The organism is Aestuariivivens insulae (genome assembly GCF_022662195.1).
GTDB lineage: Bacteria > Bacteroidota > Bacteroidia > Flavobacteriales > Flavobacteriaceae > Aestuariivivens > Aestuariivivens insulae.
Window position 1 is genome coordinate 209009 of record NZ_JAKMCS010000001.1, and the last position, 13122, is coordinate 222130.

The 13122-nt window shown below is 37.6% G+C and carries 13 protein-coding genes; 4 read left to right on the forward strand and 9 right to left on the reverse strand.

Features of this window, described 5'->3' with window-relative positions:
• The first annotated feature begins 435 nt into the window (after positions 1-435).
• The 4 genes from MR062_RS00750 (at position 436) to MR062_RS00765 (ending at position 4389) form a co-directional block, all read left to right on the forward strand.
• On the forward strand, positions 436-1188 hold the full coding sequence (locus MR062_RS00750; RefSeq protein ID WP_242202141.1) for a LytR/AlgR family response regulator transcription factor: 753 nt from the start codon (positions 436-438) through the stop codon (positions 1186-1188).
• Between the two features lie 237 nt (positions 1189-1425).
• Positions 1426-1599, forward strand: a complete 174-nt coding sequence (locus MR062_RS00755) for a hypothetical protein (RefSeq protein ID WP_242202142.1) — start codon at positions 1426-1428, stop codon at positions 1597-1599.
• A gap of 78 nt (positions 1600-1677) precedes the next feature.
• Positions 1678-3702 (forward strand): ATP-binding protein, encoded by a 2025-nt coding sequence (locus MR062_RS00760; protein ID WP_242202143.1) that lies wholly within the window; start codon positions 1678-1680, stop codon positions 3700-3702.
• Between the two features lie 9 nt (positions 3703-3711).
• A complete protein-coding gene (locus MR062_RS00765) occupies positions 3712-4389 on the forward strand; it encodes a response regulator (RefSeq protein ID WP_242202144.1) in 678 nt (225 codons plus the stop codon).
• Between the two features lie 177 nt (positions 4390-4566).
• On the opposite strand, the gene MR062_RS00770 is transcribed toward MR062_RS00765, so the two are convergent.
• From MR062_RS00770 to MR062_RS00810, 9 genes are read right to left on the reverse strand one after another with little or no spacing between them, the layout of a single operon-like run.
• A complete protein-coding gene (locus MR062_RS00770) occupies positions 4567-5154 on the reverse strand; it encodes a LutC/YkgG family protein (RefSeq protein ID WP_242202145.1) in 588 nt (195 codons plus the stop codon).
• 5 nt (positions 5155-5159) lie between these two features.
• On the reverse strand, positions 5160-6524 hold the full coding sequence (locus tag MR062_RS00775) for a lactate utilization protein B (protein WP_242202146.1): 1365 nt from the start codon (positions 6522-6524) through the stop codon (positions 5160-5162).
• 2 nt (positions 6525-6526) lie between these two features.
• A complete protein-coding gene (locus MR062_RS00780) occupies positions 6527-7282 on the reverse strand; it encodes a (Fe-S)-binding protein (protein ID WP_242202147.1) in 756 nt (251 codons plus the stop codon).
• Positions 7283-7291: 9 nt separating this feature from the next.
• Positions 7292-7621, reverse strand: a complete 330-nt coding sequence (locus MR062_RS00785; RefSeq protein WP_242202148.1) for an L-rhamnose mutarotase — start codon at positions 7619-7621, stop codon at positions 7292-7294.
• Positions 7622-7624: 3 nt separating this feature from the next.
• Positions 7625-8404, reverse strand: a complete 780-nt coding sequence (locus MR062_RS00790; RefSeq protein ID WP_242202149.1) for an SDR family oxidoreductase — start codon at positions 8402-8404, stop codon at positions 7625-7627.
• A 5-nt stretch (positions 8405-8409) separates the two neighbouring features.
• Complete coding sequence (locus MR062_RS00795) at positions 8410-9840, reverse strand: alpha-L-fucosidase (protein WP_242202150.1); 1431 nt, start codon at positions 9838-9840, stop codon at positions 8410-8412.
• 17 nt (positions 9841-9857) lie between these two features.
• Positions 9858-10682, reverse strand: coding sequence for an amidohydrolase family protein (locus tag MR062_RS00800; protein ID WP_242202151.1), 825 nt, complete (start codon positions 10680-10682; stop codon positions 9858-9860).
• Complete coding sequence (locus MR062_RS00805; RefSeq protein WP_242202152.1) at positions 10682-12142, reverse strand: sulfatase-like hydrolase/transferase; 1461 nt, start codon at positions 12140-12142, stop codon at positions 10682-10684. Before MR062_RS00805 ends, MR062_RS00800 begins: the two co-directional genes overlap by 1 nt.
• Entirely contained in the window at positions 12142-13119 is a 978-nt protein-coding gene (locus tag MR062_RS00810) for a metallophosphoesterase family protein (protein WP_242202153.1), read from the reverse strand. The genes MR062_RS00805 and MR062_RS00810 overlap by 1 nt, the downstream gene beginning before the upstream one ends.
• Between the last annotated feature and the right edge of the window lie 3 nt (positions 13120-13122).

Consider the following 13122-nt stretch of genomic DNA (forward strand, 5'->3'; position numbering starts at 1 on the left):
AATGAAATTTAATTGAACAGCCTTTTTGTTATTGGGTTTTAAACTCTAGAGTGATTGTAATAGTTTTGTTTTACAGATTTTTATCTTTCAAAATTTAGTCCTTTAATGAAAATGCTAATCTAAAGGAGCGAAGCCGAAGGGGATCTCTACGTTCGCACTAAAAAAGGTATAGCTTCTCAATTGTGGGGAGCTTTTTTTGTTTCTACATATCGGTATAGTTATTGATAGTTTATTCTTACAATTATTTTTGTTTCCAATAGATATCATTTTGAAGCTTAGTGCAGTACTATTTTAAGCCCTCTTAGAAAAGGAAAGGTATACTTTCAATGGAGTTTATGGAATGTCTTTTTAGGTTAAGTTTTGGGTATTGGTTTTTGAAGGGTTAGAGAAACACCCTAGTTTTTATAATGGAAATCCCTAACTAAAACTAAGTGGTTGTATATAATTTTACGTTTTCATACCAAGCAAGTGTATAATTATTTTATAATAGATAATAAGGATTCTCTGCTAAACAATGTTTTAGTTAAGGTGCTGGAAGAAATTCCGGAGCTTAACTCTATTGGTGTCTCTTGCGATTTTCAGCAAGCGATGAATACTGTTCTTAAAGAGGCTCCCGATTTGATTTTTATAAATATAGATAACAACGATGAAAATCCGTTCGATTTTACCAAAGAGGTTAATGAATATTTAAAGGACAAACCAGAATTTATTGCCCTCTCTTTTACCAAGGAAAAAACCTATGAATCGATTAAGGCCGGCTTTTTTGATTATCTGCTCATGCCAATGACCGATTTAGACATTAGAAAAACCGTATTGAGGTTTAAAAAAAAACGACCAGCGAAAGCGAATAAGACCATTTGTCTAAAATCCTATAAAGATTACAGGTATTTAGATACCGATGAAATCCTTTTTTTAAGGGCCGATAACAATACTACCGATTTCCATATGATAGATGGTAGTGTTATAAATTCGTTTAAAACCCTGAAAACCTACGAATCTATTTTACCCAAAAACTTTTTAAGGGTCCATAAAAGCTACATCATTAACTCACATTACGTGTCGCGGGTTAATTATGGTAATTCTAAATGTTCCTTAAAGAAGCACAATAAAAATGTACCCTTTACCAAATTCTACAAAGATAATGTAGAGCATATGGTTAACTCCTTGGCACCTGCTTTTGCTGTTTAGGGCAATTTCCTTTGCCTCGTAAAAACCATCATTTCACTCATAGAACCCATACGTTCACTAAAGGTCTGTTAGAATGTTTTTGTAACAGAACATCTCACCATAAATTTGACTTAACAGAAATTTCTTTACTGATTATCAAGGTGTTAAAACGGGCATTTTGACTCAGTTACATGCGCGCATTTCGAGTTTCAGCTAGCATCTGGCTCTCAAACCAATGTCTAATTTAAACGAAATGCCATGCGATTAACACGCTTTTTTTTGGGGCTTATGCTTTGCTCTATAATTACACAGTCTTGTACAAAACAGGATTTGAACGAAGATGAACAATTAAATGATAATACTACCGTGTATGCAACTGGAGAAAAACCATTGCCACCACCACCGCCGGAGTCAGATCCAGATGGGAATTAAATATATAAAAGGCCTTAAACAATGTTTAAGGCCTTTTATATATTTGTAACAAAAGAGTATAAACGAATCTGAAACCCATTGGCAAATCGAATTAATAGTATTGTTGTTTTATTAATTATTCTTCTCGTATCTAGCTGTACATCCAAAGTAAAACCTATTGAAGGGGTACAGTCTATAAAAGAGATGGACAGTATTTATTATTTAATTGATCAGTCCAAAACACTGCAAGATGTAAATAAACAAAACGAGTATTTATTAAAAGCATATCACAATAGTAGAATACTGGAAGACGATAGTTTAAAAAGTAAAGCTTTATCTAAAATAACAATTGAAGCTTTGCGGATTAGGAGTTTTGATTTATTTAAGATCGCCAATAAAGACCGGTTTCAAATTGTGCTACAGTTAAAAGATTCTATGGGTATAGGGGAATGTTATTGGAGGTATGGAAATTTCTATTTAGCTACAGAAGATTTAGATAGCACTTATTACGCTTACCATGAGGCTAATAAAATTTTTGAAGATATAGAGTATGATTATGGTTCTGGTTCGATGCTTTATGGAATGGCTATTATAAAACAGGATTTAAGGGATTATACCGGGAGTGAGATATTGGCATTTCAAGCCATAAAGAAATTAAAGTCTCTAAAAAAGAATACAACACTTTATTTATGTTATCATCTTTTAGGTGCCAATTTCTATGATTTAAAGGAATATGAAAAAGCGCTTTTTTATCATGAAAAAGCTATAGAATATCTAAAAAGTTTAAAATATAAGTCAAATTACAAGGAGTTAAGTTTAAATAGTATTGGATTGGTTTATTTGCAAATGAAGAACTATAATTTGGCTATTAATTCATTTAAAGAAGCACTTGAGAACCATGATTTAAGGAAAACAGATACTCGTTTTTATACAGCTGTATTGGATAATTTAACCTATAGTCGGTTTTTAAATGGTGAGACACTCAATATTGAAGAAAAGTTTAATGAGGCATTAAAAATAAGGGACAGCATACATTATGTTTCAGGTGTCGTGATTAGTGATTTGCGTTTGGCCGAATATTATGGAGTTAAAGGGGATACCACAAAAGCAATTTCATATGCCAAAGAAGCTGGGAGGTTAGCCAAAACGGTAAACAACCATAGAGATCGTTTGGCTGCTTTAAAACTGCTTTCCCAATTAGATAGATCACATACTACAGGGTATTTAGAGGCTTATGTTAGTTTAAGCGATAGCCTGCAAGCCCAAGACCGGGCCATTAGAAATAAATTCACCAGAATAGAATACGAAACCGACGAGTATATAGAAGAAACCAAGCGATTAACCACCCAAAACATACTAATTTCGGTTATTGGAGGTATAGCGTTTTTGGTTTTAATCCTGCTCTACTTTATACGTCAACAACGTGCCAAAAACAAAGAGCTTTTGTTTGAACAGGAACAGCAAAAAGCCAATGAGGAAATTTTTGCCTTAATGTTAAAGCAACAGGCCAAACTGGATGAAGGACGTACCGAAGAGCGCCATCGTATCTCGGAAGAACTGCACGATGGAGTGCTGGGGAAATTATTTGGCACTAGAGTGGGGCTCGGGTATTTAGCCTTAAGTGGAGAAGATAACGATGTAAAAGATTATAAATCGTACATTGGAGAACTGCAAACCATAGAAAAAGAGATCAGGGATATTTCGCATGCCCTTAAGGACCATGTGTTGAGTGCAGAAAGTGGTTTTATAACCGTAATCGAAGACTATGTTGGTAATTTGGCTAAGATTCATAAATTTGGCTACAGGATAGATAACGATGAACAGATTTCTTGGGATGCGATTGATTATAAGCTCAAAGTAACCTTATATAGAATTATCCAGGAAGCGGTTCAGAATGTCGTTAAACATGCCAAGGCCAATAACATAGCCATTGCTTTTAGCTTGTCGCAAGACACATTACAGCTAAAGATTGAAGATGATGGAGAGGGATTCGATAATAAGAAAAGTAAAAAAGGCATTGGGATTAAAAATATGGAATCCAGGATTTTAAAGCATAACGGGAAGCTTCAGGTTAACTCTAAAATAGGTTCTGGGACCACATTGACCGTTACGGTTTTAATATAATACTAAGATATGACACAAACGCTTAATGTTTTAATTGTTGATGACCATCCGTTAATTGTAAAAGCCTACCAAGGGGCTCTTAACCATTTTAACAAGATTAAACCTGAATACAGTTTCAATATTAGTACGGCAAATGATTGTGAACAGGCTTATGCAAAAATTCAACAGGCTTCTAAAGGTGAAGGTATAGATTTGGTTTTTTTAGATATTAGTTTGCCACCAACAAACGATGGTGAAATAGTTTCTGGAGAAGATTTGGGTGTCGTAATGCGGGAGCTTTTACCGGAGACCAAAATTATGGTATCGACAACCTATACCAAAAATGTTAGGCTAAACAGTATTTTAAGAAGTGTAAATCCAGATGGTTTTCTCATAAAAAACGACTTGACACCAGAAATTTTAACGGAGGCCATAGAGACTGTCATTGTAGATCCGCCTTATTATGGGAAGGCTGTCTTAAAATTTTTAAGAAAAAAATCTTCAAAGGATTTTGTAATCGATAGAATTGATAGAAGAATGCTTTACGAGCTTTCCCGCGGTACAAAAATGGGGGAGATGCCAGAGATTTTAAATCTGTCGATAGCAGCAATAGAACGTAGAAAGCGTATCCTAAAAGAAGAATTTAATGTTGACGGCAAAGGGGATAGGGAGTTGCTTACAGCTGCCGAGGAAGCCGGCTTTATTTAGATTACTAATGTGTTTAAAAAGAAAAGCCCTAGGCCTCTCAATACCTAGAGCTTTAGCTTTAGAAATAATTATTTCGCTTTAAATTGTAAAATAATTAATAGCGAAGTAAAAGTATAAGGTTTCATTTTTAATTGGTTAGGGATTTGCCTTAGTTTTTTCAAGGCATTTCTATACATGCTAATCGTTTTTTAAAAGTATCGTCAAACTTAAAGCCCCGTGGGCACCTATAACCAAGGATTGTTCAATATCGGCGGTTTTGGATGGGCCAGAAATAAAAACGCCAAAATTAAAGTCATTTAGTGTGTCATAGGCTTGGTGCATATAGGGAACAATATCGTTTTTCCCCAATACCAATACCAAGTGCTTTGTTATAAAAGGCAGAACACGTATTGGAAAAGAAGTGTCGTTAACCCATACTGCGCCATTTTCGGCAACGCCAAGCGGACTTTCTAACACCAACACATCTAAATCTTCCAGTTCTTGGGGTTTTTCAATGTTGTCTAGCGATAAGGTGTTAAATGATATGGCCTTTTCTAGGGTTGAAAAATTCAATGCAGTATCAGGAAACAACGTTTTTATTTCTGTATGAATGTCCATTTCATAAGTAATGGGAACCACCTGTCCACCAACGGCTTCAACCTTTTTGGTGAATTCTTCAATAAGGTTCAGGCCTTCATCGAAAACTTGAGGCTCAATGATGGGTGTCTCAATTAGGTTAGGTTTGTTGGTTTTTATTTTAGCTAATATCTCGGTTCTACTTCCCATGATTTTTACTTTTTTGTACGTTCTTTATACCACTCATCAAAACTTTGCTTTGGGCCATTGGGCAGATCCCGCGATTTACCCCAAATATTGGGTCTGGCATTAATTATACTTTTAGGTAAATATCTTAAAGACCATCGTGCTATTTTACCAATTCGGGCAAATTGTGTTGGTTTGGTAAATAATTTGCCCATAAACACCATGGATTTCTTTTTTATAAATGGTTGTTTAGTGTTTTGTGTGATAATTTGTCGCCATTTATAGAGTTGGGAATGGATATCTATTTTAACCGGGCATACATCAGAACAAGACCCACATAGCGTAGATGCAAAGGGCAGGGAGCTGTGCTTGGTCAAATCTTTTCCAGGAGATAGAATGGAGCCAATGGGGCCTGGTATGGTAGCATCGTAACTGTGTCCGCCACTACGTCTATAAATAGGGCAAGTGTTCATACAGGCACCACAGCGAATGCAGTGCAGCGATGCTCTAAAATCGGGTCGGCCCAACTGCTCGGAACGGCCGTTATCTACTATTACAATATGCATTTTATGGCCTTTAGCAGGGCGTTTAAAATGCGAAGAGTAGGTGGTTATGGGTTGTCCTGTTGCAGAACGAGCCAATAGACGTAAAAACACGCCCAAATGTTCCTGTTTAGGAATGAGCTTTTCTATGCCCATACAGGCGATGTGGACGGGGGCTATGTGAGCTCCCATATCGGCATTGCCTTCGTTGGTGCATACCACAAATCCGCCAGTTTCTGCAATGGCAAAATTGACCCCCGTTATCGCAGCATCGGCCTTAATGAATTTTTCACGAAGGTGTTTTCTGGCTTCATGGGTTAAGTACTGCGGATCACCATCACAGGGTTGGGTATTTAGGTGTTCTTGGAACAGTGCATCAACTTCATGCCTGTTTTTATGGATGGCTGGCAGTACAATATGACTGGGAGGTTCTTTGGCCAATTGTACAATGCGTTCCCCTAAATCGGTATCAATAACTTCAATGGCTTTAGCTTCCAAAAACGGATTCAAATGACATTCTTCGGTAAGCATTGATTTGCTTTTTACAATTTTCTTGGCTTGGTTTTCTTCCAGAATTTGATGGACAATCTTATTGTGTTCGTCGCCATTTGCAGCCCAGTGCACTTGAATACCGTTCTCTAGGGCGTTTTTTTCAAATTCAATTAAATAGTTGTCTAGGTTAGAAAGTGTATGTGCCTTAATATGATGTCCCAAGTCGCGTAAGGCTTCCCATCCTTTTACTTGATGTGTAGCAAGGTCCCTTTTGTGACGTACGAACCACAGGGCTTTGTCGTGCCAGTCGACCCGAGCTTCGTTTTGGTTAAAAAGGCTGGCTAGTTTTGGATGGCTCATTTCTAATCGCTTTTTAACTTGGTTAGGTTGGTGTTTAATATTTCGGCAACATGCATGACTTTTAGGGGTTGTTTGTTTCGGTTAATCAATCCCTCTAGGTGCATTAAACAAGAGGTATCGGTAGCGGTTATTACTTCAACGCCACTTTCAAGGTGATCCTTAATTTTGTCCTTTCCCATTTTTACCGAAACGGCTTCTTCGGCCACCGCAAAGGTACCTCCAAAACCACAGCATTCATCGGCACGTTGTAAAGGCATCAATTCAATGTCGCTTACTTCTTTAAGTAAATCTTCAATATATGAATAGTGGTCTCCAACAAGTTCGGAACAAGACCCTAAGCGTAAACCTCGTAAACCATGGCAGCTTTTATGAATGCCTACTTTATAAGGAAAATAAGCACCTATATTTGTTACTTTTAAAACGTTTACAATAAATTCACAAAGTTCATGCACATTGTTTCTAACCTTTGTGACATTGGGAGTTTGTTCTAAAATGTTATAGTGTTTTTTTACATGGTAGGCACAACTCCCAGATGGTGTTACGATATAGTCGAAGTCTTTAAAATTTTCTACAAAGTTTTGGCAGGTACCTACAGATTCATTCTCGTAACCGGAATTCGCCATAGGCTGTCCACAGCAGGTTTGTCCTGAAGGGTAGACAACATCAACATTCAATTTTTCTAAAAGTTCGAGTGTTGCGATCCCCACTTGAGGATATAATTGATTGATATAACAGGGAATAAATAAGCCTACAGTCACGATGTTTTATTAAAGTTGATATATTTTGTCCATGAGCAGCCATTTTTCGCCTTTCTTGGCTATGGGTAAGGCCTGTTGGTAATGCCACATTAAGGTTTCCCATTCTTGTACTATGGGATTGTTGGCATCCATTTCTGCTTTCCTTTCAAAAGAAAACGATTCGTTAACTTCCAATATCATAAACAGGCGATTGCCTACACAATAAATTTCTGCATTTTCGATGCCAGAGGCTTTAATGCTCTCTGTAATTTCTGGCCAAACGCTTTCATGGTATGCTTTGTATTCGGCGATAAGCTTGGGGTCGTCTTTAAGATCTAGTGCTAAACAATATTTTTTCATCTTTTATAGAGATCGGTCTAAATGAGTATAGCCACCGTCAACAAAAAGAAGTTGACCTGTTGTATGGCTTGATTTTTCTGAAAGCAAAAAGGCTACGGTATCTGCTATTTCTTCAGCAGTAGTCATCCTGTTTTCTAAGGGTATATTCTTTGTTATTTCTTTTAACTTTTCTTCGGGATTATCAAAAGTTTGAATCCACTTGTCGTATAGCGGTGTGTAACATTCGGCAACGATAACCGCATTTACCCTAATGTTATAAGGTAATAATTCTACGGCCCACTCACGCGTTAGTGCATTTCTACCACCATTAGAAGCGGCATAGGCCGAAGTACCTCCTTGTCCCGTAACCGAAGTTTTAGAGCCTATATTTACAATAGCTCCTTTGCTTTTTTTCAATTCGGGTAAAGCATAATGGGCCATTAAATAATAGTGAACCAAGTTGCGTTTTAAAGACCTCATAAAGTCTTCATAATTGCCATGTTCTAAACCCACACCGTCATTAACACCAGCATTGTTTACCAAACCATCAATCCTTCCGTAGGTTTTAATGGCTGAAGCTACAGCAGCCTCACATTGTTTGTTATCGGTTAATTCGGCAATGGCATAATGGAGCTCGATTCCTTCTTTTTGGTATGCATTCACAAGGTCTATGACACTTTCCTCATTTCTGCTTACTATAAAGGGAATGGCTTTTTCCTTAACCAAGGTCTGTACAATGCCCAAACCGATGCCTTTGGAACCACCTGTTACTATAATGACTTTATCTTTTAATTTTAAATCCATGTGTTTTATACTTCTTTACCTATTATTTTAAACGACCAAGCCAATGTTTTATCGTTCCATGTAGACAAAACACTTTCTGGAATATAAATCTTTAAACCTAACTCTTTATGGTATTCCCATGTTAGGTTTTCATGGGAACCCAATAGTTTTATTGATGACCCTTGTTCTGGTTCAATGCCATTTAAAGTTAATACCGTTTCTGGTTTTTTTAGTGTTATGGCATAAATAGTATTGGCTCCTTTTTTCTTGGTAAAACGAATGTCTTCCCCTTGTTTGAAATGGTTTTTAAGCCGTTCGGTATTATAAATAGCTTCACCATTGGTTGATAACCATGTTCCCATTTCTTTAAGCCGTTCAACACTAGGTTCTGGGATAAGCCCTTCGGCCGTTGGCCCTACATTTAATAAGTAATTGCCTCCCTTCGCTACAATGTCGATTAGGTTGTGAACTAATACGGTTGTAGACTTCCAGTTATGGTCTTGGGATTTAAAGCCCCAAGTGTCGTTCATGGTCATGCACGATTCCCAATCGGATGCTGCAGCACTTTCCAGAATTTCCTGTTCTGGCGTTCCGAAGTCACCGGCATAATCGGCATCGGCTTTATTCATGCCTTGCATGCCTTGTCGACCCTTGTCGACCCTGTTGTTAATGATAATACTTGGTTTTAATTCGCGAACATATTGGTAAAGCGCTTTGCCTTGATCGTGGGTGAATTCCTCAACCCATTCACCATCAAACCACATGATGTCGGTATCGTATTGGGTAATGAGTTCCTTTAATTGGGGTTTAAGGTATGCTTCAAGATAGATTTTGAATTCTGCTTTGTCTTCATCGGTGATGTCTCTACTTCCCGTATAAGTATCACCTTGTGCATTAGGGTGGTGCCAATCCATAATGGAATGGTAGGTTCCGAATTTAATACCATATTTTTTGCAGGCTTCAGAAAGTTGTTTTAAGATATCTTTTTTGTAAGGTGAAAAATCAACGATATCGTATTGCGATACTTTACTGTCCCATAGTCCAAAGCCATCGTGGTGTTTTGAGGTGATTACCACGTATTTCATGCCTGCATCTTTCATAAGTTTAGCCCATTCATCGGCATTGAAGTTTGCAGGGTTAAATTGTTTGGCATACGTTTCATATTCCGCTATAGGTATTTTGGCGTTGAACATAATCCATTCACCAATGCCTTTTATGTTTTCGCCATGATGTATGCCTGCAGGAACGGCATAGGGGCCCCAGTGTATAAACATGCCAAAGCGTGCATTGCGCCACCAAGCCATTCTTTCATCGAAATCTGTTTTGGGTTCGTTTAAGTAATCTACTTTAACCTTTTCTTCTTTAACTTCTTGTGCTGTTTTATCCTGATTTTTACAGGAAACAGTTATGGCTAAGAGCGTAAGAGCTATTAGAGGTATGTTTATTAGTTTTTTCATGCCTTGAAATTATGTGTTTAGAGGTTATAGAAATCTAGGGCATTGCCTCCCATTATTTTCTTTTGGTCTTCTGAAGAAAAATGCGTTAAGTAATCTTGTATAATGTCTAATTGAGCTTCATATGATGCGGCAAGCAGGCAAACGGGCCAGTCTGAACCGTAGAGTAATCTATCTGTTCCAAAGGCTTCAAAAACAACATCTAAATAAGGTTTGAAGTCTGAAGGTGTCCAGTTATTAAAATCGGCTTCAGTAACCATGCCTGATACTTTGCAATAGACGTTCGGAGCTTTTGAGAGTTCCATAATATCGTCCTTCCAGTTGCTTATTTTTTCATCTTTTATATAAGGCTTTGCAATATGGTCCACTACAAATTTTTGATTGGGGAATGAATTCACCAAAGCAATAGCTGCCTTTAGCTGCGGAGGAAAAACCAAGATGTCGTAAGTGAGGTTGAACTGGGCTAACTTGCTTATGCCATTCTGGAAATCTTTACCTAACATAAAGTCGTTGGGTTCTGCTTGAACGATATGGCGTATTCCTTTAAGTAATTTGTTATTTGAATAGGAAGCAAGCCTTTCCTCTACATTACTGGCTCTTAAGTCAATCCATCCTACCACGCCTTTAATAAAAGGGTTTTTGTTAGCCAGATTTAATAAAAATTGGGTTTCTTCTTCCGATTGGTCGGCCTGAACGGCAACACATCCATCTATGGCATTTTTTTCAAGAATGGGTTGAAGGTCTTGGGGAAGAAAGTCTTTTCGAATCACTTCCATAGCATCGTCTATCCAAGCATCCCGAACGGGGTCGAATTTCCAAAAATGTTGATGGCTATCTATTTGCATTAGATGAGGTCTTTATAAATGGATGTTAAATCTAATAAATCTCCTTTTTCCTTTTGTAATTCAACAAGCTCATTGAAAAGGGATTGTATTAAGGAGGCATTGTCTTTGTTTGATGAAATATCGTTTAATTCTAAGGGGTCGTTTTCTAGGTTGTACAATAGAATTTCCTTGGATTTGGGGTAGAGTATTAATTTGAAGTTGTCTTTTCTAATCATACGTTGTGAACCCTTTTCATATACACCATAGATGCTTTTGTAATTACTTGTTGTTTCTTCGCCTTTTGCTAAGTTTAATAAGCTGTTAAATTCTATATATTCGGGTTTTTGTACGCCAGCAATGTCTAGAGCAGTAGCCATAACGTCTTGCAAATATACGTCTGCATTAACTTTCTTGTTTTTGGGGAGGTTGGGGCCAACAATCATTAAGGGAACCCTCATGCTATGGTCGTACATGTTTTGTTTTCCCATAAGCCCATGTTCGCCTACAGACAATCCGTGGTCTGCAGTGAAAAAGATATAGGTATTTTTTTTTAGGCCTTTGGCTTCAAGAGTATTTATAATATCCTTTATTTGGTCATCAAGATGCGTTGTTAAAGCGTAATATTCTTGACGGTTAACTTTAACGGCATATTCTGTTCTGGGAAATGGTGCTAATTTTTCATCCCTTAGGGTTTTGCCCGCTCCCATAATTTCAGCATAAGGATATTCGGGTAAAAAACTTTTGGGAACAGATACATCTTCCAGCGGGTACATGTCAACATATTCCTTTGGGGACTGTCTAGGATCATGAGGGGCGTTAAAAGCGACGTACATGAAAAAAGGTTGGTCTTTTTGGGACGCACTATCTATAAACGACACAGCATCTTCTTTTACCAACTCACTCCAATGCTTGCCACCTTTCCAATAGCCGCCAAATTCCTTTTTCCAAGGTTTCCAAAGGGTGTCGTTTTTACTTAGCGGACGGTTATAGCCTTCGGAGGTATCGAAAGGCATCCCCCTAAGGACGTGTCCTACGTGATTAAATATTTTTTCAGGCTTAGCTTCGACATGCCATTTTCCTGTCATGTAGGTGTCGTAGCCCTGTGTTTGCATTAATCTGGGCCATGTTTTGTCTAAGGATTCATTTTTAGCGTATTCACCAGAAATCTTTTGTGCTCGCCATATGGAACGCCCGCTTATAATCATTGCTCTAGAGGCTTGGCATATGGCTCCGTTCCAACCACCCATATTATAGGCATGTGTGAAAGTAACGCCTTCATTCACCAATTTATCCATAGCTGGTGTAATAATCTCTTTATTGCCCAGGGCATTCAAGGCCTTAAAACTTTGGTCGTCTGTAAATAAAAAAACAATATTGGGTTTTTTGTTTTTTTCATTTTGTGTAGACGGATTTTTAGGTTGTTGTTTGCAGCCTAAAAGTGTTATAATGATTGCTATTTTAAAAATGAATGAACGTCTCATTATAGTTTCATTTTAAAGTTTGAAATGGTAGGTACAATGGGATCGTTGGGTAAAGATTGTGGGAGCCCCATTTCTTTGGGTCCTGGACCAACAAAAGTTGTTTTTTTGGGAGCAATAACGATACTGCCTTTTTTAATTTTTATAAAAGTATACAATGGCTCTTTATATGGAATGGTATACTTAATCCACCCGTAAGCTTTGTCAATGTCTTTACTGTACCTTACGGTTTTATACTTATTGCCCACCCATCTATAGGAAGCACTATTGATTTGAACATAGTAAACCCCATTTATTTGGGTCATATAATCGGTATGGGTATGTCCGCTTATGCAGCACATTACTTTTTTAAATCCCGCTTCTTTGTTTGCATTTTCAATGATTTGGCGGATTTCCTTCATATTGGCCACACCATCCGATTCCAATTCTAAGGTTTGATGGCTAAAAATTATGGTTGGTTTATCCGTTTGTTTTAAATCATCAATAAGCCATTGTTTTTGGGCCTCTCCAATATAGCGATTATAGCCAGACCACGGTTTGGGGTTTGGGTCGTTACCATCTAAAACTATAAAATGGACTCCTTTTTTATCGAAAGCATAATAGTTTTTGGGCATGCCCCAATAGGCTTTGGTTTGGGCCCGGGTAAAGCCCCCATCGGTATCATGATTGCCCAAGACATGGTATTTGTCCCCTTTATAACTGTTCCAAATATTTAAAAAGGGTTTGTTGTAATCGTAGGGTCTACAGAAGTCACCTAATTGTAAAATAAAATCCAGGTCTTTTTTAGAAGCAGCAGTAATAAAATCCTGTAACCTGTAATCGGCGTCATGCATGATGTCTTTATGTACATCGGCAATCAATCCAAATTCGATAGGTTTTCTTTTCGAATCTAAAGAAAAAACATCAATGGGCAGGGTAAAGGCGACCCCAGCGAGTGAAGTCGATTTTATAAACGTTCTTCTATTTATTTTACTGCCCATATT

Excerpts from the sequence above, each read along its gene's own strand:
- MR062_RS00790 (WP_242202149.1), bottom strand. The coding sequence starts at position 8,404 with ATGGATTTAAAATTAAAAGATAAAGTCATTATAGTAACAGGTGGTTCC.
- MR062_RS00785 (WP_242202148.1), bottom strand. The coding sequence starts at position 7,621 with ATGAAAAAATATTGTTTAGCACTAGATCTTAAAGACGACCCCAAGCTT.
- MR062_RS00765 (WP_242202144.1), top strand. The coding sequence starts at position 3,712 with ATGACACAAACGCTTAATGTTTTAATTGTTGATGACCATCCGTTAATT.
- MR062_RS00770 (WP_242202145.1), bottom strand. The coding sequence starts at position 5,154 with ATGGGAAGTAGAACCGAGATATTAGCTAAAATAAAAACCAACAAACCT.
- MR062_RS00805 (WP_242202152.1), bottom strand. The coding sequence starts at position 12,142 with ATGAGACGTTCATTCATTTTTAAAATAGCAATCATTATAACACTTTTA.
- MR062_RS00755 (WP_242202142.1), top strand. The coding sequence starts at position 1,426 with ATGCGATTAACACGCTTTTTTTTGGGGCTTATGCTTTGCTCTATAATT.
- MR062_RS00800 (WP_242202151.1), bottom strand. The coding sequence starts at position 10,682 with ATGCAAATAGATAGCCATCAACATTTTTGGAAATTCGACCCCGTTCGG.
- MR062_RS00775 (WP_242202146.1), bottom strand. The coding sequence starts at position 6,524 with ATGAGCCATCCAAAACTAGCCAGCCTTTTTAACCAAAACGAAGCTCGG.
- MR062_RS00795 (WP_242202150.1), bottom strand. The coding sequence starts at position 9,840 with ATGAAAAAACTAATAAACATACCTCTAATAGCTCTTACGCTCTTAGCC.
- MR062_RS00810 (WP_242202153.1), bottom strand. The coding sequence starts at position 13,119 with ATGGGCAGTAAAATAAATAGAAGAACGTTTATAAAATCGACTTCACTC.